The sequence below is a fragment of the Brevundimonas sp. Leaf168 genome (assembly GCF_001423685.1).
Taxonomy (GTDB): Bacteria; Pseudomonadota; Alphaproteobacteria; order Caulobacterales; family Caulobacteraceae; genus Brevundimonas; species Brevundimonas vesicularis_C.
Map to the genome: position 1 here is coordinate 261231 of NZ_LMOY01000007.1, position 24275 is coordinate 285505.

The window sequence follows — 24275 nt, forward strand, 5'->3', positions numbered from 1 at the left end:
CAGTCTCCAATTGTGAGGTTATTCTTACTTTTTCGGTCAGCCCGCGTGCGGGTTTTCAAAGATCTCTTCGACCGGCCGCTTGAACACGGCGGCGATCCGGTAGGCCAAATCCAGCGAGGGGTCGTGCCGCTCTGTCTCCAGGGCGATCACCGCCTGACGCGAGACCCCCAACGCCTGCCCCATCTGTTCCTGGGTCCAGCCGCGCTCGACACGTAGAAGCTTCAGACGGTTCTTCATCGGCTGCTCCGGATGAAGGGCGAAACGACGCCGTACAGCCCCCAAAAGACCGGAACGATCAGCCAGGTCTGCATATGCGGCGCGCCGGCGAAACTCTCGCCAAAGCCCCAGAAGGTGGCGACGGCCAACGCCAGTCCGGCCGCGATGATGAACTGTTTGGCCGTCACGCCGCGCACGAACTCGTCGCTCTCGCGCATCAGCGCCAGGGTCGCCCAAATCTGCCCGATCACCGGGGCCGACACCACAGCCGCCAGGACCCAGGCCGCCGGTTTCCCCATCAAATCGTCGAACGCGTCCGTCGTCATCATCGCGATACAGATCGCGACATAGGGCACGGAGAAGGCCATCGTGCGGATGATGTAACGTCGATGCGCAGGCGTTCCGGTCTTCCAGGCGGTGAACATGTCGGCTCTCCTTGTGTAAGGACAACCTTACACCAACCGGATGTCATGTCAACCTGACTTTTTGTCAGGCGCGCCCAACATTCTTGCGTTGCTTTTCCAGACGCGCGTCAAAGGCTAGACTTACCCCATGTCCGCCGCCCCGCGCATCGCCCCGTCGGCCCTGTTCACGCCTCAGGAGTGGGCGCCGTATCAGATACGCTCGGCCTGGGTCGGCCCGCTGCTGGTGATCCACTGCTGGGCGGTGATCGCCTTGGCTGTTCTCGCCGGCGTCCTGATCCCCTGGCTGATCCCGCTGTGCATAATGATCGTCGGCACGCGTCAGCTGGGTCTGGCGATTCTGATGCACGAAGCGGCGCATGGCGGCCTGTCCAAGTCGAACCGCCTGAACGATTTTCTCGGCCATTGGCTATGCGCCGTGCCGATCGGCGCCAGCCTGAAGGCCTATCGCCCCTATCATCTGACGCATCATCGCTTCGCCCAGCAGGCGGAGGATCCCGATCTGATGCTGTCGGCGCCGTTTCCCGTCAGTCCGGCCTCGCTGCGCCGCAAGCTGATCCGCGACCTGACGGGCCAGACCTTCTTCAAGCAGCGGGTCCTGCTGCCGCTAGCCCAAGCGCACGCGCGCTCAAGCAGCCCAAGGGGCGATAGCACAAAAGGAATGAGCGATAGCGCCCATGATTACGAGTCGATCGTGACGGGCCGATCCGTACTGCCCTTTCTCGCCTTCAACACGGTCCTGCTGGCGGGCTTCATCGCCGCTGGCGTCTGGTGGGCCTTTTTCGTGTTGTGGCTGCTGCCGATGGCGACGTGGTTTCCGATGGTTACGCGCCTGCGAAACATCGCCGAACACGCCTGCGTCGAGGGTTCGTCGGCCGACCCCTTTCGCGCCGCTCGCACCACCAAGGCCAGCCTGTGGGAACGCGCCTTCATCGCGCCCTACTGGGTCAACTTCCACGCCGAGCACCACCTGTTCATGCATGTGCCCTGCTGGAAGCTGCCGCGCCTCCACCGCGCCATCCATGCGAAGCCGCAAGCCGAGGCGATGGAGGTCGCACCCGGCTATGCCAGCGTGCTGAAGGCTGTTACGCGCCAGCCGGAATGACCTTCCTCGATCCCGCCGCCTTCATCCGTGACAACACGCGGCTCCAGCCCGTGCCGCATGCGCCGGAAATCTCTTTGTGGCTGGCCGACGAGATCACGCCCATCTGGCGGCTGACGGAAGAAGAGCTGGGCGAAATGGGCGTGCCGCCGCCCTTCTGGGCCTTTGCCTGGGCCGGCGGTCAGGCTCTGAGCCGGTATCTGCTGGATCATCCGCATGAGGTCGTCGGCAAGCGCGTGCTGGACTTCGCCGCCGGTTCGGGCCTGGTCGGCGTGGCGGCGATGAAGGCGGGGGCGACCCATGTCCTGTGCGCCGACATCGATCCCTTCTGCCGGGCCGCCGTCGCCGCCAATGCCGCGGCGAACGGCGTGGCGCTGGACTTCACCCAGACCAATCTGCTGGACGCCGCCCCGCAGGATGTGGACGTCATCTGCGCGGGCGACATCTGCTACGAGCGCCCGATGACCGACGCCGTTCTGGCCTGGCTGGCCCAGGCCCGCGCCAGGGGCACGCGGGTCCTGATCGGCGATCCGGGACGCACCTATTTCCCGCGCACGGGCCTGGATTTCCTGGCCGAATACCGCGTCCCGACCTCGCGCGAACTGGAGGACCAGGAAATCAAGCGATCCTCCGTCTGGGCGATGCCTTAAGCTGCAGCCTGACCTTCGTGGCGGCCTTCGGCGAACTCCTCGATCATCTTGGCGTTGAAGGCGGGAATGTCGTCGGGGCAGCGGCTGGTCACCAAGCCCTGATCCACCACCACCGCCTCATTGACCACATTGGCCCCGGCGTTCTTCAGGTCGGTGCGGATGCTTTCGAACGACGTCATCGTGCGCCCCTCGACCACGCCTGCCTCAATCAGCAGCCAGGGCGCGTGACAGATGGCGGCGACCGGCTTGCCGGCGTCGAAGAAAGCCCGAACGAACTTCACCGCGTCGTCGTCCGCCCGCAGCAGGTCCGGGTTCGCCACCCCGCCCGGCAACAGCAGGGCGGAATAGATCGAGGCGTCGACCGCCGCCACGGCCTTGTCGGCCGTGACCTTGTCGCCCGGCGTCAGATGGTCGAAGCCCTGGAACTCGCCGGCTTTCAGCGACACGATCTCGACCACCGCGCCCGCATCCTTCAGCGCCTTCATCGGTTCATTCAGTTCGACCAGCTCGACGCCGTCGGTCGCCAGGATGGCGACGGTCTTGCCGGAAAGGGATTGGGCCATGAGGAATGCTCCGTTCGTAAAGGGGGTTCGGCGCGATGAACCCACGGCGTCTCAAAGGGTTGCGGCTCCGCTTGGCGGCGATGGCGCGCGTCCCCACATCGTGTCCATGCGATCGCTCCTGACCCTGACCGCCCTGTTGGCCGCTGCCGCCACGCCGGCGTTGGCCCAGACCTATCCGCAGGCCGGCCAACCCTACGGCGCCTATCCGGGCGGCGTTCCCGCCGCCATCGCCGACCAGCACCGTTATGAGAACGACCGTCTGCGTTCTCAAGCGCAGTCGAACGCGGACCAAGCGCGTCAACAGCAGATCGAGACCCAGCTTCGCCTGCGCGCCATCGAAGGCGCTCGCGAACCGACCGCTGCCCAGCTCTTGCCGCCCCGCCCGCTCTATAGCCCCGAGCAGGAGCGGACCTTGCGCCAATCCGCCGCCGAACGCCGCCAGCAGACAGCCCAGGGCATGAGCCAGATCGACAACTGGCTGGCCCGTTCGCAGTGAAGCGTCCAAACTGACGCATCCCTTCCCTTGCACCCGCGTTCCTGCCTAGCTTAACCAGGATCGGGCGGAGGATAGGGTATGCGCTGGCAAGGTGGACGGACAGGCGGCGGCGGCATCGAGGATCGGCGCGGGTTGGGCGGCGGCGCCATCGCTGGCGGCGGCCTGGGCGTTGGGGTGCTGGCCATTATTGGCTATCTTGTATTCGGCATCGATCCTTCGACCACGACCCAGCTCGCCAGCCAGTTCGGCGGCGTCGGCGCCGAACAGCAGCAGGGTCAGACCGGCACACCCAAGGATCAGGCGGGTCAGTTCGTCGATGTTATCGGCGGCAACATCAACGACGTCTGGGCGCAGAAGCTAAACGGCTATCAGCCGCCGCGCGTCGTGATCTATGAACAGGGCACATCGACCGGCTGCGGCATGGGCCAGTCGGCCATGGGTCCCTTCTACTGCCCGACCGACAAGACCGTCTATCTGGACCTCGGCTTCTGGAAGGAGATGGAGAACAAGCTCGGGGCCTCAGGCGCCGACTTCGCCCGCGCCTATGTCATCGCCCACGAGTTCGGCCATCACGTCCAGACCCTGACCGGCACCTCAGATCAGGTTCGCCAGGCCCAGCAGCGCGCCTCCGGTCAGGCCGAAGCCAACCAGTATTCCGTCGCGCTGGAGCTTCAGGCCGACTGCTACGCCGGCGTCTGGGCCCGGAACGCCTCGGCCGTCTCCAACGGTCAGGTCGCACTTGAGCCCGGCGATATCGAAGAGGGCATGAAGACCGCCCAGGCCATCGGCGACGACACCTTGCAACGTCGCAGCGGCGGCCGCGTCTCTCCCGAAAGCTTCACCCATGGCTCTTCTGCGCAGCGGGTGGAATGGCTGCAACGCGGCTATCAGTCGGGCGATCCGGCCTCCTGCGACACCTTCAGCGGCGCCTGATCGCCGCGCCCCCTCAGAACGATTGATTGACTGACGATGCACGACCGCGCCGGCACGACCGCACGCCCCGAAGACCTGATCGATCTCGACGCCCTGCTCGGCGCCTATGAGACGACCCGGCCCGACATGGGCGATCCGCAGCAGCGGGTTGTGTTCGGCACCTCGGGCCACCGCGGCTCCAGCCTGGACGGCGCCTTCAACCAGGCCCACATCCTCGCCATCGCCCAGGCGATCGCCGAATACCGCGCAGCCCAGGGCGTCGACGGCCCGCTGTTTCTTGGTCGCGACACACACGGCCTGTCTGAGCCCGCCTTCCGCACGACGCTCGAGGTGCTGATCGCCAACGGGGTCGAGGTGCTGATCGACGCCCGCGACGGCTTCACCCCTACGCCAGCCGTTTCGCACGCCATCCTGACCCACAACTGCACGAATAGCCGACAGGCGGACGGCGTCCTGATCACGCCTTCGCACAATCCGCCCCGCGACGGCGGCATCAAATACAATCCCCCCTCCGGCGGCCCGGCCGGGGGCGAGGCCACGTCCGCCATCGCCGCCCGCGCCAACCAGCTGATCGAAGGCGGCCTGACCGAGGTCCGTCGCGTCCCCTTCGCCCAAGCGCATGCGGCGGCGGGCCGGTTCGACTACCTCGCCGCCTATATCGACGACCTGCCCAGCGTTCTCGACCTGGACACCATCCGCAACGCCGGCGTCCGCATCGGCGCCGATCCGCTAGGCGGCGCGGCCGTGGCCTATTGGGGTGAGATCGCTGAGCGCCACCGACTGAACCTGACCGTCGTCAATGACGCCGTCGATCCGCGCTGGGCCTTCATGCCGCTGGACGCCGACGGCAAGATCCGCATGGACTGTTCATCGCCCAGCGCCATGGCCGGTCTGATCGGCATGATGAAGGGCGGCTCGGCCTATGATGTCGCCTTCGGCAACGACGCCGACGCGGATCGCCACGGCATCGTCACCCCCGACGCCGGACTGATGAACCCCAACCATTTCCTGGCCGCCGCCATCGCCTATCTGTTCGCCCATCGGCCCGGCTGGGGCGCGGACGTCGCGGTGGGCAAGACCCTGGTCTCATCGTCCATGATCGACCGGGTCGTCGCCGGCCTGGGTCGCCGCCTGCTGGAAGTTCCCGTCGGCTTCAAACACTTCGTGCCCGGCCTCTTGGACGGAACCGTCGGCTTCGGCGGCGAGGAATCGGCCGGGGCCTCCTTCCTGCGCCACGACGGCACGGTGTGGACGACGGACAAGGACGGCATCCTCCTTTGCCTGCTGGCCGCCGAGATCCAGGCCCGCACTGGCCAGAGCGCCAGCCAACTCTACACTAGCCTGACCGACCAGTACGGCGCTCCCGCCTACGCCCGCGTCGATGCTCCGGCCAACCGCACGGAAAAGGCCCGGCTTGCTGCGCTCAGCCCCGCGAACGTGACCGCGACCACCCTGGCCGGTCAGCCGATCACCGACATCCTGACGAAGGCCCCCGGCAACGGCGAGACCATCGGCGGGCTGAAGGTCGTCACCGCCGACGCCTGGTTCGCCGCCCGCCCCTCGGGCACCGAGGACGTCTACAAGATCTACGCCGAATCCTTCCTCGGCCCCGACCATCTGGCGACCGTTCAGGCCGAGGCCAGGGCCGTGGTGGCGGCGGCTCTGGCGGGCTGATGGCTTAGCCGACCGTGATCTCCATCGGCCGTTCGACGAACAGGCCGGGGCCGCCCAGGTCCAGTGCAAGCCGCCGGTTCTCGAACGCGGCCATGCCGACCAGGGCCTTGGGGAAGCCCGGCACGGCGACGTCGTCATAGATGGCGACCGTCGCCTGACGATACAGTTCGTCGCCGATGGTCAGGGTGCGCACGACGACGGTCTCGGCGCGCACCGTGCCGCCCAGAACGATGCTCTGGCCCGGCGTGCGTTCGCGGCCGTCCAGCAGGCCGGCGGCCTGGGCCGTCTCGCGCGTGACGGCCAGCACGGCCGAGGCGCCGGTGTCGATCACCGCATTGACCGTCGCCCCTTCCAGGGTGATGTCCGCCTGCAAGGCCTTGCCGGCCCGTGTCACCGGAACGGACTTCAGCGACGACGGCGGCGTCCAGCCCTCGCGCGGCAGGAACCGAACCCTATGCTCCGCCGTGTCCAGCTCCAGCACCAGTTCGCGCAGCACGTCCTGTCCCAGGATCAGCGCCGCACCCAATCCCTGATCGCTGGCCAGCGGCCCCAGGCCGAGGATCGCCGCCCGCAATCCGGTCAGCCGCAAGCCGCCGATCGCCACATCCAGCGTCGTCCCGCGTCCGACCTGGGCGTCGCCGCCGACGCCGTAAGCCACCATCGGGATGTTGAAGACATTGGTCAGCCCCAACCGCTCGACCAGCGACCGGTCGATGACCGAATACTGCGCCCCGGAATCGATCAGGGCCCGCAGCGGCTGTCCGTTCACCGTCACCTCAACTATTGGGGTCGGCGCGCGCGGCTCGGCATAGGGCAGCCAGCCGCTGGAGCCGTTCGCCGCGAAGGCGACCGTCGGCCCGCGCCAGACCACATGGTCGCGCAGCCACCAGGCCCCGCCTGCGCCGCCGGCGACCAGCCCCAGCCGGATCAGAAGATCGCGTCGTCTCATGCTCCTGACATGGACCGTCGCAGCGATCCGCGCCAGCGGGGCGATGTCGCAACCCCTTTTGCAGGACCGACGACATTGCCCCTGAAACGGCAAAAATGTGCGCCTAAACCGCCACTGCAACGTCCCTACGCTGATAGTCGGGCCACAGTCCGCGAAAACCCGACAAAATCATCCAGAAAGCGGGTGACGCCGCCGCCCCGTCTGGCTACGACCATCGGCGTCATGAGCACCTCCAGCGCCCGCTACGTCTCGACCCGAGGCCAATCGCCCGAAACCGATTTCTCCGACGCCCTGCTGCGCGGCATCGCCCCCGACGGCGGCCTCTATATGCCGACCGCCTGGCCCGGTCTGTCGCCCGAAGCCTGGACGGGAACGGCCGATTACAAAGCGATCGCGCTGCAAGCCATCGCCCCCTTCATCGGTGACGCCCTGCCCGCCGGCGCGCTGGACCGCGCGCTGGACCGACTGACCGCCGGGTTCGACCATCCGCTGGTTACGCCTCTGGTCGAACTAGAGCCGGGCCTGTTCGTGCTGGAGCTGTTCCACGGCCCGACCGCCGCCTTCAAGGATCTGGCGATGCAGCTAGTCGCCAGCCTGACGGACGAGGCGCTGGCCGCCTCAGGCGAGCGTCTCACCATTCTGACCGCCACCTCAGGCGACACCGGCGCCGCCGCCGTGCGCGCCTTCGCCGGCGCCACGTCGGTCGATCTGGTGGTGCTCCACCCGCTGGACCGCATCTCGCCGGTTCAGCGCAAACAGATGACGACGGTCGAGGCGGACAATGTCCTGAACCTGGCCGTGCGTGGTGATTTCGACGACTGCCAGCGCCTGGTGAAGGGCCTGCTGGCCGACGAGGCTCTGCGCGAACGCGGCCGCCTGTCCTCGGTCAATTCGATCAACTGGGCGCGGCTCGCGGGCCAGATTCCCTACTATGTCTCCGCCACGGCCCAGCTGGGCGGGGCCGCGACCTTTGTCGTGCCGACCGGCAACTTCGGCGACGCCTTCGCCGGCATCGCCGCTACGAAAATGGGCCTGCCGTCCAACGGCTTCGTCGCCGCCGTGAACCAGAACGACGCCTTGGCCCGCGCCCTCAACGACGGCCTCTATTCACGCCGTCCGGCGGTCGAAAGCGGCAGCGTGTCCATGGATGTGCAGGCGCCGTCCAACTTCGAGCGGCTGGTGTTCGAGGCGACGGGCCGCGACGCCGAGGCGACGCGCACCGTGTTCGAAACCTTCGCCCGCGACGGCGCCATCGCCTTCGATCCGGACCTTCTCGTCGCCCTGCGCGATCAGGTCTCGGCGGTCTCCATCGACGAGGACGAGACGCGCGCCGAGATCGCCCACGCCCATCAGGCCTGGGGCCGTGTCGTCTGTCCGCATACGGCTGTGGCGCTGGCCGCCGCGCGTCGCCAAGACCGCTCAAAAGGCCCCGTCGTCGCTCTGTCCACCGCCCACCCGTCCAAGTTCGGCGACTTCGTCTCGAACGTCCTGGGCTTCGAACCCGAACTCGCAAACGTCATCGCCGCCCTGGGCTACAAGCCCGAGCGGTTGACGATCGTCGATCAGACGATGGACGCGACGCGTGACGCCGTGGCGGCCTTTTCAGGCCGCCACTAAAACGTCTTAGCGACGACCGCCGCCGGTGAGGGCGCGCAGCAGAAGCAGGCCGACGCCGGCAACCGACAGGGTCGTGACCAGCGGACGCTTGCGCGCCTCGGCGGCGACGGTGCGGGCCTTGTCGCGGTAGTCGACGGGAACCTTCTCGACCAGGCGATCGACCGAATCCATCGCCTTGCCGAAGGTTTCCAGCGAGCGGCCCTTGGCGTCGTTATAGGCGCCTTCGACCTGCAGCTTCTGGTCTCCGACCAGCTTGCCGACGCCTTTTTGGAACTTGCCTTGCGCCTGCGAGGCGGCGCCGTTGATGGTTTCGTCAGTCATGATCTTCGTCCTCGGGGAGCGGCGCACGTCGCCGTTGCACCATCAAAATCCCGGCCAAGCTTTCGGTTCCAGCGACGAAGCCGCGCAGACGCCTCACGCCGGTTCGGTCGCGCGCCAGTGGTCCATCCGACGCAGGAAGACCGCCGGATCCTTGGGCGTCACCAAATTGGCGGGATCATGGAAAATGCGGTCGTGCAGCCGGGTCACGGTGAACCGCAGGGCCGCCGCTTCGCCCAGACGCGGCAAGGCCTCCCGCTCGGCGGCGTTAAGCGTCCGCACGGACTCATAGCCGCGCTGGAACGCCGCCAGCGCGTCCGGCATGGCTCGCCCTTCGGCATCGAAACCCCAGGCCGACAGGGCGATGGCGAGGTCATAGGCGAAGGCGCCGGCGCAGCCGAAATAGAAGTCGATCACCGCCGAAACGGCGTCGTCCTCGAACAGCACATTGTCGGGGAAATAGTCCGCATGGATCGCCCCGCCCGGCAGGTCGTCCGCAAAGGGATCGCCCAAACGCGCCAGCGTCGCCTGGACCTGTCTCAGCAGCGCGCGATCCGCGTCGGACGCCCGCTCTTCTCCCTCGACGCAACGATCGGCCAGCCGACGCCACATGGCCGGCCCGACCGGATTGACCCGTTTCAGATCAAAATCAGCCGCCGTCAGGTGAAGCCGCGCCAGCACCGCGCCCGCCGCCGCCTGATCGGCCGATGACGGCGTGCGCAGCCAGGCCCCGGTCTTCCATTCGATCACCGCCGCCGCCCGGCCGTTAAGCCGTGCAAGCCAGCCGCCCGTCCGGTCCTCGATCGGCGTCGGGCAAGGAAAACCGCGCGCCGCCAGATGCGCCGTCAGCCCCAGGCAGAAGGGCAACGAGGCCTCGTCCGTCCGCCCCTCGAACAGGGTCAGCACAAACCGGCCCTGCGTCGTGTCCAGCCGATAGTTGGTATTCTCCACCCCCTCGGCGATGGCCGTCAGTTCGACCACCTCGCCGATGTCGTAGCCGGCCAGGAACGCCTTGGCGTCGGCGATAGAGACGGGGGTGAAAACGGCCATGGGCTTAGTTTAGGCCCGCATCGGCGCGCCGTGCACGCACGATCTCGGCCAGGTCCGCCATGATGCTCTCGGTCGTGGCCCAACGCCCGGCGCCCCGCCCCCGGCAGCGCCACACGCGGCCGTCGGCGCCGTAGACCTTCAGCGCATTGCCCTCGCCGCGCAGGGTCAAGAACAGCGGATCGCCATGGTCGGCGTTCAGCGACACCGACGGGCGGATCACCCCGTCCTTCAGATGGGCGGCGCCGATCTGGCGCACGCCGCCTGCGGCTGAGGTCGTCTCGGTCAGGTGGTCGCGGGGCACGTCGCCGTCGGGCGAACGGCCGAAAGCCTCGTGGCACAGCAGCCGCACCTTGGCCGCCGCATCCAGACCTTCCAGATCCGAAGACGGGTCCTCCTCCGCAAAGCCCGCCGCGCGGGCGTCCGCCAGGGCTTCGTTGAACGCCGCCCCGTCGCCCAACCGCTCCAGCATGAAGTTGACCGTGCCGTTCAGCACCGCCTCGAAGCCGACCACCTCGCCTGCCGCGCGGGCGGCGCGCACCGTCTCGATCATCGGCGATCCGCCTCCGACCGAAGCCGACCAGAAGATGCGCCGGCCCTTCGCATCGGCCAGCGCCTGAAGGCCGCCCGGATCGCGGCTGACCGCCTGCTTGTTGGCGCTGGCGACATCGCAGCCGACCTCGAGCGCGGCGCGGATCACCGCATGGCCCGCCTCGCCTTCCGAAAGGGCCTCCAGCACGATGTCGGGCTTCTTGGCCCACAGGTCCGCCGGGTTGGAGGTGAACAACGAAGCCGGACAGTCGACGTCGCGGGCCTTTTTCGGGTTGCGCACGAGCACGCCCACGACTTCGTAGCGGGGATCATCGAGCAGCTTGCCCAGCACGCCGCCGCCGACGACGCCGCATCCGGCGACCGCGACCTTCAGCGGCGGCAGGGCGGGCGCCGGGCCGGGCGGCGCCGACTTGTCGCCGATGACCGTGCCGTCGGCGCGGTCCAGGGCCGCCACCTCGATCTCGACCCCGCGGCTTTCGCCGAGGTCGATGGCGTCATGCTGGACCAGCGCCCCGCCCAGCTTGCGCGCCACGTCCCACGACGCGCGGCGATAGCGCAGGGCCGGGGCCGTCTTGTCGTTGGGGTCGTGGTCGTAGAGGCCGTCCACATCCTTGACTAGCCGCACCTTCTTCAGCCCCAGCTCAGCGGCCAGGAAAACCGCCGTCAGATCCGATCCGCCCCGTCCCAGCAGGGCCACCTTGCCGTCCGGCCGCACCGCGCCGAACCCGGGCACAACCACCACCTCGTGCCGGGCCAGCGCCTGTTTCAGATGGTCGGGTCGCAGACCGCAGGGGCGCGAATGCTCCGGCTCGCCCTCCGCCACGATGCCCAGTTCGCGGACCGACAGGACGCAGGCGTCCAGGCCGATCCGGTCGCAGGCGATGGCCACCAGGGCCGCCGACTTTTCCTCGCCCAGGGCCACATAGCCCGGCAGCAGGTCGTTGGAATGGGCCAGGCCCAGCGCCCGCGCCTCGCCCAGCAACCGGTCCGTCGCCCCGCCGAAGGCCGAGACCACCGCCACCACCTTTCGGCCAGCCCGCACATGGCCATAGACGGCCGAGGCGACCAGCGGCGCCTCCGCCGGGCTGCGCAGGATGGACGAGCCGAACTTCAGCACCACGACCTCTGGCGCAGGCTGACTGCTGGGATCGAGGCTTTCGGATTTTTCTACGACGGCGAGTTGGGCGGACATCGGGTTCTCGGGAAAGGTCGGGATGGGGTGGGGTGAAAAGAAAAACCCCGCCTGGCGGACCGGGCGGGGTTCGGGTTCTGCGGTTGCCGGGGTTCGGCGCGCTAAACTCGTCCCGCCCGTTCGGGCATGGTGGTGGTGCCGGTGGTGCCGCCGATAATCGCGCCGCCGAGGATCATGCCGAAACGCGTCGCGGCGAGGCCGGCGACGGTCGAAACTTCGGCGATGAGCGAGCGCTGTTGCACAGGGCAGGGTCCGGTTGAAATCTGGGCCTAGGGTGATCGGACGACCCTGACCTTGTCAAGTCGCATTGGATGATTTTTTCACGACAAGGCGCTTACGGTGCGTTTTCACCCCCATCGAGTCGACCGATGCCACTAATGAGGTTGAATTTTTCGCTTGACCGGTGCCGCCCGGATCATCAACGTAAAGTCACTCATCAAGACCAGCCGAGGGATTAGGCCCTTTGACGCTGGGGCAACCATCGGGTCTCACAGCTCGAAACGGTGCCAACTCCTGCGGGGTCCTTCGGGGTCGCGAGAGATGAGTGGAGCATCGACGAGACGACGCTCCACGCTCTGTCACCGCATCGAGACTTGCTGAGCGAGAACGATGCGGAACGACGATGACACTGGCCGAAACCACCCTGCTCGAAGACCCCGACTGTCGCCGCGCGACAGCCATCACCCCTGTCCGCGAACCGACGCGTGAGCGCGGCGGCGCCCGCGACGTCATCGTTCCCATTCCCGCCGACTTCCGCCTCGCCTCGGGCGAAAAGCTGAACCAGCCCAATATCGTCGGACGCCTGCACGGCCGGATCGGCGCCCCCGTCGTCGTGGTCGCCGGCGGCATCTCGGCCGGACGCTTCGTCCACCGGACGGAGACCAACGGCTTGGGCTGGTGGTCTGGCGCCGTTTCGGTGCGCGGGCCCATCGATCTGAGCCGCCTGCAAGTTCTTGCCGTCGATTTCGCCCCCGGCGCCGAGTTCCTGGACAAGCCCGTCACCATCACCACTCAAGACCAGGCGCGCCTGCTGGCCCTGGTGCTGAACCATCTGAAGATCGAGCGCGTCGCCGCCTTCGTCGGCTGCTCGTACGGCGGCATGGTCGGGCTGGCCTTCGCCGAACTGTTCCCCGACTGGGCCGAGCAGCTGATCATCGTGTCGGCCGCCCACCGCGCCCATCCCCAGGCCACCGCCTGGCGCGGCATCCAGCGCCGCATCCTGCAGTTCGCCGTCGCCGCCGGCCGTCCCGAGGAGGGCGTCGCCCTGGCCCGCGAACTGGCCATGACCACCTATCGCACGGCCGAGGAGTTCGACGACCGCTTCGACACCACCGCGCCGGCGGCTGTCGGCGGCGCCTATCCCGTCTGCGACTATCTGACGGCGCGGGGCCAAGCCTACCGCACCCACACCACCCCGGCCCGCTGGCTGTCGATGTCCGATTCTCTGGATCGCCATAGCGTGACCCCGGAAGCCATCACCACGCCCGTCACCCTGATCGGCTTCACCTCCGACCGTTTGGTGCCGATCGACGACATCCGCGAACTGGCCGCGCGGTTGCCGACCCTGTGGCGCTTCGTCGAGGCGCCCTCCCTGTATGGCCACGACGCTTTTCTGAAGGAGGACGCCTTCGTCGGCGACATCCTCCGCGCCGCCTTGAAGGATATCAAAGCATGACCGCCCGTCCCGCCAATCCGCACACCATTGCCGCCCGCACGGGCGTGGATACGGACACGGCCCATGGCGCGGTCATGCCGCCGCTGTATCTGTCGTCCAACTATTCCTTCGCCGGCTTCGATCAGAAGCGGAAATACGACTACAGCCGTTCGGGCAATCCGACCCGCGACGTGCTGGCCGAAACCCTGACCGAGCTGGAGGGCGGCGCCGGCTGCGTCATCACCGCCACCGGCATGGCGGCGGTTGACCTGCCGCTGACCCTGCTGGAGCCGGGCGACCTGCTGATCGCGCCGCACGACTGTTACGGCGGCACCTGTCGCCTGCTGAACGCCCGCGCGAAGAAGGGGCATTTCGAACTGCTTCTGGTCGATCAGGGCGATCCCGTCGCCTTCGATGCCGCCCTGGCCCTGAAGCCCAAGCTGGTGCTGGTCGAGACCCCGTCCAACCCGCTGCTGCGTCTGGTCGATGTCGCCGACATCTGCACCCGCGCCCATGCGGCGGGCGCCAAGGTCGTGTGCGACAACACCTTCCTGTCGCCGGCCTTGCAGAACCCGATCAAGCTGGGCGCAGACTTCGTCGTCCACTCGACGACCAAGTTCATCAACGGCCATTCGGACGTGGTCGGCGGCGCCGTCATCTCGGCCGACGCCGAGGACCACCAGACCCTGGCCTGGTGGGCCAACTGCACCGGCGTGACCGGCTCGCCCTTCGACGCCTATCTGACCCTGCGCGGCGTGCGCACCCTGTTCGCGCGCATCGAGCGGCAGCAGGCCACAGCCGGCAAGATCGCCGAAAAGCTGGCCGCCCACCCGGCGGTCAAGGCCGTCCACTATCCGGGCCTGAAGTCGCACCCCAACCACGCCCTGGTCGCGGCCCAGCAGGCCGGCCCCGGCGCCATGCTCAGCTTTGAGCTGCAAGGCGGCACGGACGCCGTGCGCGATCTGGTCGAGACGCTGGAGATCTTCACCCTGGCGGAATCGCTGGGCGGAGTGGAAAGCCTGATCGCCCACCCCGCCACCATGACCCACGCCGCCATGACGCCGGAACAGCGCGCGACGGCCGGCATCGGCGACGGCCTGGTGCGCCTGTCGGTGGGTCTGGAGCATGTCGAGGATCTGATCGCCGACCTGTTCCCGGCGCTGGACGCCCTCGTCCCGGCGAAGGCGGAAGCGGCGTAACTTTTTGCTTGCAGGAACGGCCGAACCGGGGCAAATGCGCCGCCCCGGCCGCGGTCCCTTCGTCTATCGGTTAGGACGTCAGGTTTTCAACCTGAAAAGAGGGGTTCGACTCCCCTAGGGACTGCCACCGGCGGCGCCTTTTCAGCGCCCTTACCGGACATCGTTGAGCGAACGCTCCGACCCCGGATTAAGATTTCGGTAACGATTTTGTCCGGAAACGGGCAGTAAGTCTTTCGATTCACGGACTTTTTTCGGACGCAGTCAGGAACTATCCACAGGGACTGTGGTTAACCCATCGTTAGCTCGGCGCAGAAGCGCCTCTCCCTCCTGCACCGAGATCCTCATGTTTATCGCCATCGCCCGCCCGGCGGTGGAGCCCAAAGGCCCCGACGCCGTCGCCGTCCCCGGCTCTCCCGCCATCGCCGAACTGTCGCCCCGCGCCCTGCATGCGCGCCTTCTCCAGAACGCCGCCCTGCGCCGCCTGCGCGGACTGGAGCGCCGCAGGGAGCAGCGTCTCGAAGACGCCGACTACTGGCTGCATGCCGCACCGATCGCCGTCCGGAAAGCCAGCGCTCTGCGCGAAGAGCGCAGTTTCTCGCCGATCCCCTGAAAGTCGCCGCACACCTCTGGATACACGTGCTGGTGATTTGGGGTTGATTTACCGACCCTTGGTATCCGACAAGAGCGGATGGGCGAAGTCGGATCGGCGCTGACATTTGCGAAGGCGATTCTGGTCACGGGCGGCGCGGGCTATATCGGCGCCCATGTGTGCGAGGCTCTGGCGGCCGCCGGCTATCGACCCGTTACCTATGACAACCTGTCGACCGGCCGGCGCCGATTCGTGCGCTGGGGACCGCTGGTCGAGGGCGATGTCTGGGACGCGGACAAGGTGCGCCACACCCTGATCGCCCACGACATCAGCGCCGTCATGCATTTCGCCGGCTCGTCCGTGGTCCCTGAATCGGTGCGCGCGCCGCTGGACTACTACCGCAACAATGTCGGTGGTCTGTTGGGGCTGCTGGGCGGGATGCGGGAAGCGGGCGTGAACCGACTGGTCTTTTCCAGCACCTGCGCCGTCTATGGCGATCCCGGCGACGATCCGATCACCGAGGCGACGCCGCTGGCCCCCGTCACCCCCTATGGCCGTTCCAAACTGGGCTGCGAACAGATGCTGTCGGACGCCAGCGCCGCGCACGGGCTGAATGTGATCGCGCTGCGTTATTTCAACGCCAGCGGCGCCTCGACGTCAGGCCTGATCGGCGAAGATCGGCCGGTCGAGACCCATCTGATCCCGCGCGCCATGATGGCCCTACGCGGCCAGATCGACGATTTCGCCGTTCATGGGACCGACTATCCGACGCCCGACGGCACGGCGGTGCGCGACTATGTCCACGTGTGCGACCTGGCTCAGGGCCACCTTGCCGCCCTGACCCAGTTGCTCGGCGACCGACGCGGCTTCTTCGCCTATAATCTGGGCGCCGGCCACGGCCATTCGGTGCGGCAGGTTCTTGAGGCAATCATGGCACACAGCGGCCTTCGACTGCCCGACGCAGCCGGAGCACGTCGCGCGGGCGACCCGCCGCACCTGGTGTCGGACATCACTCTGGCGCGTCAGGCGCTGGGCTTTGCGCCACGCCAGTCGGACCTGCCTTCCATCGTCGCCAGCGCCTGGGCTTGGCACAGCCGGGTCAGCGCAGTTCGGGCATCCGGCGGCGCAGCGAGGCTTTCAGCTTTTCGAACTTCTGCCCCGCCGACTTGGGCCTTACCCGCCGCCGCAGCTCCAGCCCGCCACCCCACAGCGCATGGACCGGCGCTTCAAGATGCGGATGGCGATCATGCTGATGGACGATGGGGCTGACGCTGGCGTCGGGATTGACGACCTTGCCGCCTTCGAACCTCAGGGTCTCGCCGGGCGTCAGGCCCAAGGTCGCCACGCGTTCATAGTTGGGGCGCACGCTCATCGCCGTCAGACCCTGATGGATCGCCATGTTGAAGGCCGCCTGATCGGCGCCGAACGCCCCGCCGATCTCGGATCGCGGCGTCGCCGCCAGCGATAGAATCAGTCGCGACAGGCGCGAGACCTCGGCGCGCGGCCCGACGATGGTGCCGACGCACAGACAGGCCTTGTCGGCCAGTTGCCGCGCCTGGGCGTCGCCGAACAGGGCGCGTAGATACTTCATGTTGAAGGCGTGATCGCCCAGCGGCGTCTCGGCCTCGACATAGGCCTCAAGCCCCTCAGGCGCCGGATCGAAGAGCGGCGCTTGGAAGATCACATCGCGCACGTCGCAGGCCAGGGTGACGCCTGATCGATCGCCCAGCAATCCCGCGAAGGCCACGAACCGCTGCATCACCGGATGCGGCGCCCATCCGCGCCAGACCGGCGCATCGACGGCGGTCACCCGATGCTGGGCCAGAAAGGCGCGCAAATCCGGTTCGGCGTCGACCACGAGGGCCACAGGGCCCTCGAACACAGCCCGCAGCGACAGGACGAAGGGCGCGATGTCGGCCGCGTCGTATCCCGTCGCATAACCGACCACGACATCGCCGTCCGGCAGGGGCGTAAACCGGCGACCGACGTCGAACGCCTCGGCCAGCCAGTCCAGATAGTCCGACCGAACCGCCCCCTGCTTCATGGCCTCAGCGCGCGCCCATCAGATCGGCGAACCGGTCGAACAGATACAGGCTGTCGGTCGGCCCGGGCGAGGCCTCGGGGTGGTGCTGGACGCTGAAGATCGGCTTGTCCTTGACCGCGATGCCGCAGTTGGTGCCGTCGAACAGACTGACGTGGGTCTCGGTCACGGCGTCGGGCAGGCTGTCGCGATCGACGGTGAAGCCGTGGTTCATCGACACGATCTCGACCTTGCCGGTAGTCAGATCCTTGACCGGATGGTTGGCGCCGTGGTGGCCCTGATCCATCTTCACCGTCTTGGCGCCCAAGGCCAGGGCCAGCATCTGGTGGCCCAGGCAGATGCCCATCAACGGTTTGCCGCTGGCGACCAGCTTCTGGATTTCAGGCACGGCGTATTCGCCCGTGGCGGCCGGATCGCCCGGACCATTCGACAGGACCACGCCGTCGGGATTGCGGGCCAGAACCTCTTCCGCCGTCGTCGTCGCCGGGACCACGGTGATGCGCGCGCCGGTCGAGGCCAGGGCGCGCAGGATGTTGCGCTTCACGCCGTAGTCGATGACGACCACGTCCTTGCGGCCTTCGGTCTTGGGGTGACCTTCCGGCCAGTCCCACAGACCCTCGTTCCATTCGAACGCCTGCAGAGTCGAGGCGGGCTTGGCCAGGTCCAGACCGACCAGCCCGGTCCAGCCCTTGGCCTGAGCCACCAGGGCCTCCAGGTCGAAGTTTCCGTCCGGGTCGTGCGCGATGACGGCGTGAGGCGCGCCCTTGTCGCGGATGATCTTGGTCAGGGCGCGGGTGTCGACCCCGGCCAGACCCACGACGCCGCGCCGCTTCATCCAGTCGTCGAAACTGGCGTCCGAGCGATAGTTGGCCGGATCGGTCGGCACGTCGCGGAAGATGGCGCCCCGCGCCGAGGTGTCGGACCCGCCGCCCATCTGCTCGATGTCTTCGACATTGGTCCCCACATTGCCGACGTGCGGGAAGGTGAAGGCCAGGATCTGGCTCATGTAGGACGGGTCGGTCAGGATTTCCTGATAGCCGGTCATGGCGGTGTTGAAGACCACCTCGCCCAAGGCCGAGCCCACGGCGCCCACGCCGATGCCCTGCAGGATGGTGCCGTCTGCGAGCGCGAGAACGCCGGTGGCGCCCGGAAGAATCTTCGTCGTCATGGGCGCGCTCCTAAAATCGAATCCGGCCGATACGAAGGCCGAAGGCAAACGGCGGCGTCGTTAAGCCCTGCCGCCTGCCCCGTCAACGTGGCGCGCGTCACCGACCGTCGGTGATCGACGCCGGACCGATCAGCTGGAACGTCGCCTTCGCCCCGCCCTGGGCGTGCGGCGCCAGCCAGACGTCGAACAGGCCGGGCTCGATGCGCCAGGTCTCGTCCGCGCCGATGAAGCCCAGCTGGCGGGCGTTCAGGGTGAAGGTCACCTTTGTGCTTTGGCCCGGCTTCAGCGACACGCGCTTGAAGTCCTTGAGCAAACGGCCAGGCTGGGTCAGGCTGGCGACCCGGTCGTGGATATAAAGCTGCACCAGCTCCTCGGCCGGATGCGGCCCGGTGTTGGTCACGGTCACGGCCAGGTCCAGCGCGCCGGCCCAGGCCAACTTGTCGCTCTCCATCTCGACCGGCCCATAGCTGATCGCGCCATAGGTCAGGCCATAGCCGAAGGGATACAGCGCCGTATTGGTCGTCTCGCGATAGCGGGCCTTGTATTCCTCGCTCGCCAGATCGGGATTGGCCGGGCGGCCGGTGGTCTTGCGGTCGTAGGAATAGGGCTGCTGGCCCGACTTGTGCGGGAAGCTGACCGGCAGGCGCGCCGACGGGCCGTGATCGCCGAACAGGACGTCGGCGACGGCATGGCCCATCTGTTCGCCCAGGAACCAGGTCACGACGATGGCCTGGGCGTTCTTCACATTGCCTTCCAGCGCAAGCGCCCGGCCGTTCCTGAGCAGGATGACCATGGGCTTGCCCAGCGCCGCCATAGCGTCGACCAGGGCGACCTGCGGCGCGGGCACCACGATCTCGGTGCGCGACTGGGCCTCGCCCGACATGTTGGTCGCCTCGCCGATGGCCAGGACGATGACCTCGGCGTCGCGGGCGGCGGCGACGGCCTGCTCGATCCCGCCGTCCAGCGGCGTCTCGACGCCCGAGCCGCGTGCGAGGGTCAGGTTCCGCGGATCGCTCATGGCCGCGCGGAAGCCGGCTTCCAGCGAAACGCGGCGCTCGGGCGCGCCCCAGATGGTCCACGGCCCCCAGACATTGTCCACGTCGTCGGCGAACGGGCCGACCAGGGCGATCTTCTGGCTTTTCTTCAGCGGCAGCAGGCCGTTGTCGTTCTTCAGCAGCACGACCGACTTGCGGCCCGCCTCGCGCGACAGCTCGACGTGCTCGCGCGACCCGACCACCGCCTTTTCACGCATCGGATCGGTGCCGCGATAGGGGTCGTCGAACAGGCCCAGCGCCGCCTTGGTGTTCAGGACGCGGCGCACCGCCTCGTCCAGACGCGCCATCGACACTTCGCCCGAGGCGACCAGACTAGGCAGATGTTCCAGATACAGGCCCGAGACCATCGACACATCGACCCCGGCGTTGAAGGCCAGGCGGGCGGCGTCGCGGCCGTCCTCGGCGAAGCCGTGGGCCACCAGCTCCTGCTCGGAGGTGTAGTCGGAAACGACGAAGCCCTCAAAACCCCATTCGCCGCGCAGAATGTCGGTCAGCAGCTTGCGGCTGCCCGACGCCGGCACGCCATTGACGTCGTTGAACGCGCTCATGATCGACAGGGCGCCGGCGTCCACGGAGGCCTTGAACGGGGGCAGGAAGACCCCGCGCAGCGTCTGCTCGCTCATGTCGGTGGTGTTGTATTCGACCCCGCCCACGGCGGCGGAATAGGCGGCCATATGTTTGGCGGTAGCCAGGACCGCGTCACGGTCGTCCAGACCCTTTTCGCCCTGGAAGCCGCGCACGCGCGCGGCGGCCAGCAGGTTGTTCAGCAGTACGTCCTCGCCCGCGCCCTCGACGTTGCGGCCCCAGCGCTGGTCGCGCGCCACGTCCACCATGGGGGCGTAGGTCTGGTGAACGGCCGACGCCGCCGTCTCGATCGCCGCCGCCCGCGCCGTGCGACGCGCCAGTTCGGTGTCGAAGGCCGCCGCCTCGGCCAGAGGCACCGGGAAGATGGTCGACAGGCCGTGGATCACGTCCGCCGCGAACAGCAGCGGGATCTTCAGCCGGCTCTCCTCCATCGCCACGCGCTGGATGCGACGGCCCGCCTCGGCGCCGATGCCGTTGAACAGCGACCCGACCTTGCCTTCGCGGATCAGGGCCGTGACGCGCGCGGGATCGCCCGTGCCGTCCAGCGGGTTCACCGCCGTCGGCATCCAGCGGAACGGATCGGCCAGCAGGTTCAGCTGGCCCGCCTTCTCCTCGACCGTCATGGCCGCGATCAGATCCTCGATCTTCTGGCGGTGACGGGCGACGGTGCGGGACGCTTGGGCGGAAACAGGCATGGGGAACACTCCGGCGCCCATCAGGGCCAAAAGCCCCAGGCCAGACAAGAAATTTCTACGGGAAGCCGCAGGCTTGAGAGGTCGCGTCATTTAGGCTGGCGCTCCTTTCGGGGGACAATCGAGCAGCGAAGCGAGAGGCCTAGCCTCTCGGCCCCGACGGCTTCAACCCCCGCCTGCCATGTAAATCGATGTAACGCCCCCTGCGCGGTCACGCCGCGTTTCGCCGCCGTCATCCCAGGGCGATGTCCAGGAACATCATACCGACCAGGCCGATCATCAGGCCGATCATCGACCCCTCCCCCTTGGGCTTCTCGCGGGTCTCGGGAATGATCTCGGCGGTGACGACATAGATCATCGCGCCCGCCGCCAGGCCCAGCCCCCACGGCAGGGCGCCGGGCAAGAGATCGACCACGCTGGCGCCAATCAGCCCGCCGACCGGCTCGACCAGGCCCGAAGCCAAGGCTGCCGCAAAGGCCGGCCAGCGGCCGTATCCCAGGGTCGCCATCGCCGCCGACACGGCCAGCCCCTCCGGCATGTTCTGGATGCCGATGCCGAGCGCCGTGGACAGCCCTTGATGCATGTCGCCGCCGCCGAAGCTGACGCCCACCGCCGCCCCCTCGGGGAAGTTGTGCAGGGTGATGGCGATGATGAACAGCCAGATGCGCCGCGACAGGTCGCGCGATCCCGCCGGTCCGATGGCCAGCATGTCCACCGGCGCGAACCGGTTCATCAGGCCGATCACCGTCGCCCCGATCAGCACCGCCGCCCCCATGACGCCGGCCGCCGCCGCCTGGCTGGCCCCACCCGCCTGCAACACGTCCACGCCCGGAATGATCAGCGAGAAGAAGGAGGCCGCCAGCATGACCCCGGCAGCGAAACCGAGCAGGGCGCTCTGGGTCTGCACCCCCGCCTTGCGGAAGAACAGCAGCGGCACGGCGCCCACCGCCGTCATCATGCCCGCCGCCAGACTGCCCAGACCGCCGGCGGCGATGGGGGAAAGGGATTCCATCATTCGTCTGCATTGCGGCGAGACACGGCAAGAGACAAGCCCGAACCGTGACGTTAGAGAAAGCTTCATGTCCCAGCGCGCCACCCTCCCCGTCGGCCCGAACGCTGCGTCGGCGCTGGGCGCCGCCCGGCGGGTCGTGGTCAAGATCGGATCCTCCCTGCTGATCGACGCGGCCACGCGCCAGCCGACGCGCGACTGGCTGGCGGCCGTCGCCTCGGACCTGGCGGCGCTAAAGGCCGAGGGGCGCGAGGTCATCGTCGTCTCGTCCGGCTCGATCGCCCTGGGCCGTGGCCGGCTGCCCGCGCTGGGCGCACGACTGGAGGACAAGCAGGCGGCGGCTTCGGTCGGACAGTCGCTGCTGATGGCCGCCTGGTCCGAGGCCCTGGCGCCGCACGGCCTGATCGCGGGCCAGGTGCTGCTGACGCGTGACGACACCGAACGCCGTCGGCGGTGGCTGAACGCCCGCGCGACCGTCGAGGCCCTGTTGACCCACCGCGTCATCCCCATCGTCAACGAGAACGACACGGTGGCGACCGAGGAAATCCGTTACGGCGACAACGACCGGCTGGCGGCGCGCACGGCCCAGCTGGCGCGGGCGGATCTGCTGATCCTGCTGTCGGACGTGGACGGGCTCTACACCGCCGATCCGCGCCGCGATCCGAACGCCGCCCATCTACCCCTGATCGAGGCGCTGAGCCCCGACATCGTGGCCATGGGCGGGGGCGCAAATGCGGATGCGGGCGTCGGAACAGGCGGCATGGCGACCAAGCTGGCGGCGGCCCAGATCGCGCGCTCGGCGGGTTGCGCCACCATCATCGCCTCGGGCCAGACGCTGTCGCCGCTCAGCGCTATCCGCGACGGCGCGCGCGCCACCCTGATCGCCGCCCCCGACGGGCCGATGGCCGCCTATAAACAGTGGATCGCCGGCAGCCTGTCACCAACTGGAACCCTGATGCTGGACCCCGGGGCGGTCACGGCGCTGAAGGCGGGCAAGAGCCTGCTGCCCGCCGGGGTCACGGGCGTGTCCGGCGGCTTCGAAAAGGGCGACTGCGTACGCCTGATCGACCCGGACGGTCGCGCCGTCGGGGTGGGCCTGGCCGCCTATGCCGCCGACGAGGCCGCGCGCCTTCGCGGCCGCCGCTCGGACGAGATCGAGACCCTGCTGGGCTATCGCGGGGCCTCGGTCCTGATCCACCGCGACGACATGGTGCTGGACGACCGATGACCGATCTGAAGACCCGAATGCTCGACCTGGGCCAGCGCGCCCGCGCCGCAGCCGCCGCCTTGCGCGAAGCCCCGGCCGCCGCCCGCACCCACGCGTTGGAAAGCCTGTCCGCAAAGCTGAAGGCGGCCGAACCCGCCCTGCTCGCCGCCAACGCGCGCGATGTGGAGGCCGCCCGCGCCAACGGCATGACCGAGGCCCTGATCGACCGGCTGTCGCTGAGCCCCGCCCGCATCGCCGGCATGGCCGAGGCGGTGGCGACCATCGCCGCCGTGCCCGATCCGCTGGGCGTCGAGACCGAACGCTGGACCCCCGCCAACGGTCTGAACATCGCCCGCGTCCGCACCCCGATCGGCGTGCTGGGCGTCATCTACGAGAGCCGCCCCAACGTCACCGCCGACGCCGCCGCCCTATGCATCCGCTCGGGCAATGCCGCCATCCTGCGCTGTGGCTCGGACTGCCTTCAGTCCTCCCTGGCCATCGCCGCCCTGATCGCGGAAGCCCTCGCCGAAGCCGGCCTGCCCGCCGATGCGGTGCAATTGGTCGACACCCCCGATCGCGAAGCCGTGGGCCTGATGCTGACCGGGCTGAACGGCGCCATCGACGTCATCGTGCCGCGCGGCGGCAAGAGCCTGGTCGCCCGCGTCCAGGCCGAGGCGCGAACGGCCGTGCTCAGCCACCTGGAAGGCCTGAACCACACCTATCTGCATGAGGCCGCCGATCTTGAGACCGCCCGCGCCATCGTCCTGAACGCCAAGATGCGCCGCGTCTCGGTCTGCGGCGCTACCGAGACCCTGCTGGTGGACCGGGCGGCGGCCCAGCTCCTGCTGCCGCCCGTCGCCGCCGACCTGATCGCCGCCGGCTGCGAACTGCGCGGCGACGCCCACGCCCGCGCCCTGGTCCCCGCCATGACGCCCGCGACCGAGGCCGACTGGACCACCGAATATCTGGCCCCGATCCTCGCCGTCCGCGTCGTGGACGATCTGGATGCCGCCACCGATCACATCGCCCGCTACGGCTCGGGCCACACAGAGGCCATCGTCACCACAGACGCCCACGCCGCCGAACGGTTCGCCGCCAAGGTCGACAGCGCCATCGTCCTGATCAACGCCTCGACCCAGTTCGCCGACGGCGGCGAGTTCGGCTTCGGCGGCGAAATCGGCATCTCCACCAACCGTCTGCACGCCCGTGGGCCCGTCGGTGCCGAGCAGCTGACCACCTACAAATATGTGGTGCGCGGCCAAGGGCAGATCAGGCCCTGATGTGAGGAAAAGATGGCTTGTTGCCAAGCCGCCCCCACCTGGTCGCTGCGCGACCACCCTCCCCC

23 protein-coding genes, 1 tRNA gene, 1 pseudogene and 1 riboswitch are annotated in these 24275 nt (G+C 68.2%); of the genes and pseudogenes, 13 read left to right on the forward strand and 12 right to left on the reverse strand.

Annotated features, from left to right (window positions below; genetic code table 11):
- Window positions 1–36 precede the first annotated feature (36 nt).
- Both ASF81_RS06155 and ASF81_RS06160 read right to left on the reverse strand, forming a co-directional pair.
- Complete coding sequence (locus ASF81_RS06155; protein ID WP_055806315.1) at window positions 37–237, reverse strand: helix-turn-helix transcriptional regulator; 201 nt, start codon at window positions 235–237, stop codon at window positions 37–39.
- Window positions 234–641 carry a hypothetical protein gene (locus ASF81_RS06160; RefSeq protein ID WP_055806318.1) on the reverse strand — a complete coding sequence of 136 codons (408 nt, stop codon included), beginning with the start codon at window positions 639–641 and terminating at the stop codon, window positions 234–236. Before ASF81_RS06160 ends, ASF81_RS06155 begins: the two co-directional genes overlap by 4 nt.
- A 127-nt stretch (window positions 642–768) precedes the next feature.
- Between ASF81_RS06160 and ASF81_RS06165 the strand changes: the two genes are divergently transcribed.
- Entirely contained in the window at window positions 769–1743 is a 975-nt protein-coding gene (locus ASF81_RS06165) for a fatty acid desaturase family protein (protein ID WP_055806321.1), read from the forward strand.
- Entirely contained in the window at window positions 1740–2390 is a 651-nt protein-coding gene (locus tag ASF81_RS06170) for a methyltransferase (protein WP_055806324.1), read from the forward strand. The genes ASF81_RS06165 and ASF81_RS06170 overlap by 4 nt, the downstream gene beginning before the upstream one ends.
- On the opposite strand, the gene ASF81_RS06175 is transcribed toward ASF81_RS06170, so the two are convergent.
- Window positions 2387–2953 (reverse strand): type 1 glutamine amidotransferase domain-containing protein, encoded by a 567-nt coding sequence (locus ASF81_RS06175; protein WP_055806328.1) that lies wholly within the window; start codon window positions 2951–2953, stop codon window positions 2387–2389. The genes ASF81_RS06170 and ASF81_RS06175 overlap by 4 nt on opposite strands.
- 106 nt (window positions 2954–3059) lie before the next feature.
- Here ASF81_RS06175 and ASF81_RS06180 point away from each other — a divergent pair, with 106 nt between their 5' ends.
- The 3 genes from ASF81_RS06180 to pgm all read left to right on the forward strand — a co-directional run bounded on the left by ASF81_RS06180 (window position 3060) and on the right by pgm (window position 6056).
- On the forward strand, window positions 3060–3449 hold the full coding sequence (locus tag ASF81_RS06180) for a hypothetical protein (protein ID WP_055806332.1): 390 nt from the start codon (window positions 3060–3062) through the stop codon (window positions 3447–3449).
- Between the two features lie 78 nt (window positions 3450–3527).
- A complete protein-coding gene (locus tag ASF81_RS06185; RefSeq protein WP_055806336.1) occupies window positions 3528–4382 on the forward strand; it encodes a neutral zinc metallopeptidase in 855 nt (284 codons plus the stop codon).
- A 36-nt stretch (window positions 4383–4418) separates the two neighbouring features.
- On the forward strand, window positions 4419–6056 hold the full coding sequence (gene pgm, locus ASF81_RS06190; RefSeq protein ID WP_055806339.1) for a phosphoglucomutase (alpha-D-glucose-1,6-bisphosphate-dependent): 1638 nt from the start codon (window positions 4419–4421) through the stop codon (window positions 6054–6056).
- Between the two features lie 4 nt (window positions 6057–6060).
- Here pgm and ASF81_RS06195 read toward each other — a convergent pair whose 3' ends face one another.
- Window positions 6061–7005, reverse strand: coding sequence for a retropepsin-like aspartic protease (locus tag ASF81_RS06195; RefSeq protein WP_055806342.1), 945 nt, complete (start codon window positions 7003–7005; stop codon window positions 6061–6063).
- 183 nt (window positions 7006–7188) lie between these two features.
- Between ASF81_RS06195 and thrC the strand changes: the two genes are divergently transcribed.
- Window positions 7189–8622, forward strand: coding sequence for a threonine synthase (thrC, locus tag ASF81_RS06200; RefSeq protein WP_235559252.1), 1434 nt, complete (start codon window positions 7189–7191; stop codon window positions 8620–8622).
- Window positions 8623–8628: 6 nt separating this feature from the next.
- On the opposite strand, the gene ASF81_RS06205 is transcribed toward thrC, so the two are convergent.
- The 4 genes from ASF81_RS06205 to ASF81_RS15245 form a co-directional block, all read right to left on the reverse strand.
- The gene (locus tag ASF81_RS06205; protein ID WP_055806344.1) at window positions 8629–8943 is read right to left on the reverse strand and encodes a CsbD family protein; all 315 of its coding nucleotides are present in this window, start codon (window positions 8941–8943) and stop codon (window positions 8629–8631) included.
- A 93-nt stretch (window positions 8944–9036) separates the two neighbouring features.
- The gene (gene thrB, locus ASF81_RS06210) at window positions 9037–9990 is read right to left on the reverse strand and encodes a homoserine kinase (protein WP_055806349.1); all 954 of its coding nucleotides are present in this window, start codon (window positions 9988–9990) and stop codon (window positions 9037–9039) included.
- 4 nt (window positions 9991–9994) lie between these two features.
- Window positions 9995–11731 carry a homoserine dehydrogenase gene (locus tag ASF81_RS06215; protein ID WP_055806352.1) on the reverse strand — a complete coding sequence of 579 codons (1737 nt, stop codon included), beginning with the start codon at window positions 11729–11731 and terminating at the stop codon, window positions 9995–9997.
- Window positions 11732–11832: 101 nt separating this feature from the next.
- On the reverse strand, window positions 11833–11973 hold the full coding sequence (locus ASF81_RS15245; protein ID WP_168189957.1) for a hypothetical protein: 141 nt from the start codon (window positions 11971–11973) through the stop codon (window positions 11833–11835).
- A gap of 188 nt (window positions 11974–12161) precedes the next feature.
- Window positions 12162–12278, forward strand: a riboswitch (SAM riboswitch).
- A gap of 75 nt (window positions 12279–12353) precedes the next feature.
- Between ASF81_RS15245 and ASF81_RS06220 the strand changes: the two genes are divergently transcribed.
- From ASF81_RS06220 to galE, 5 genes and pseudogenes are all read left to right on the forward strand, one after another.
- The gene (locus tag ASF81_RS06220) at window positions 12354–13406 is read left to right on the forward strand and encodes a homoserine O-succinyltransferase (RefSeq protein ID WP_055806354.1); all 1053 of its coding nucleotides are present in this window, start codon (window positions 12354–12356) and stop codon (window positions 13404–13406) included.
- Window positions 13403–14584, forward strand: coding sequence for a cystathionine gamma-synthase (metB, locus tag ASF81_RS06225; RefSeq protein ID WP_055806356.1), 1182 nt, complete (start codon window positions 13403–13405; stop codon window positions 14582–14584). The genes ASF81_RS06220 and metB overlap by 4 nt, the downstream gene beginning before the upstream one ends.
- Window positions 14585–14636: 52 nt before the next feature.
- Window positions 14637–14711 (forward strand) — tRNA-Glu (locus tag ASF81_RS06230).
- 216 nt (window positions 14712–14927) lie between these two features.
- Entirely contained in the window at window positions 14928–15194 is a 267-nt protein-coding gene (locus ASF81_RS06235) for a hypothetical protein (protein WP_039244738.1), read from the forward strand.
- 78 nt (window positions 15195–15272) lie between these two features.
- Window positions 15273–16217 (forward strand): annotated as a pseudogene (galE, locus tag ASF81_RS06240) (UDP-glucose 4-epimerase GalE); the annotation flags it as partial.
- Window positions 16218–16272: 55 nt separating this feature from the next.
- On the opposite strand, the gene ASF81_RS15400 reads toward galE, so the two are convergent.
- The 4 genes from ASF81_RS15400 to ASF81_RS06255 all read right to left on the reverse strand — a co-directional run bounded on the left by ASF81_RS15400 (window position 16273) and on the right by ASF81_RS06255 (window position 21726).
- The gene (locus ASF81_RS15400; protein WP_235559253.1) at window positions 16273–17217 is read right to left on the reverse strand and encodes a hypothetical protein; all 945 of its coding nucleotides are present in this window, start codon (window positions 17215–17217) and stop codon (window positions 16273–16275) included.
- Window positions 17218–17221: 4 nt separating this feature from the next.
- Entirely contained in the window at window positions 17222–18382 is a 1161-nt protein-coding gene (gene carA / locus ASF81_RS06245) for a glutamine-hydrolyzing carbamoyl-phosphate synthase small subunit (RefSeq protein ID WP_055806363.1), read from the reverse strand.
- 97 nt (window positions 18383–18479) lie between these two features.
- Window positions 18480–20717: a glycoside hydrolase family 3 N-terminal domain-containing protein gene (locus tag ASF81_RS06250; RefSeq protein ID WP_055806976.1), complete on the reverse strand. Its 2238-nt coding sequence runs from the start codon at window positions 20715–20717 to the stop codon at window positions 18480–18482.
- Window positions 20718–20946: 229 nt separating this feature from the next.
- Window positions 20947–21726 carry a ZIP family metal transporter gene (locus ASF81_RS06255; protein ID WP_055806981.1) on the reverse strand — a complete coding sequence of 260 codons (780 nt, stop codon included), beginning with the start codon at window positions 21724–21726 and terminating at the stop codon, window positions 20947–20949.
- Window positions 21727–21793: 67 nt separating this feature from the next.
- Between ASF81_RS06255 and proB the strand changes: the two genes are divergently transcribed.
- Entirely contained in the window at window positions 21794–22951 is a 1158-nt protein-coding gene (gene proB / locus ASF81_RS06260; RefSeq protein ID WP_055806366.1) for a glutamate 5-kinase, read from the forward strand.
- Window positions 22948–24210 carry a glutamate-5-semialdehyde dehydrogenase gene (locus tag ASF81_RS06265; RefSeq protein ID WP_055806370.1) on the forward strand — a complete coding sequence of 421 codons (1263 nt, stop codon included), beginning with the start codon at window positions 22948–22950 and terminating at the stop codon, window positions 24208–24210. Before proB ends, ASF81_RS06265 begins: the two co-directional genes overlap by 4 nt.
- Window positions 24211–24275 lie beyond the last annotated feature (65 nt).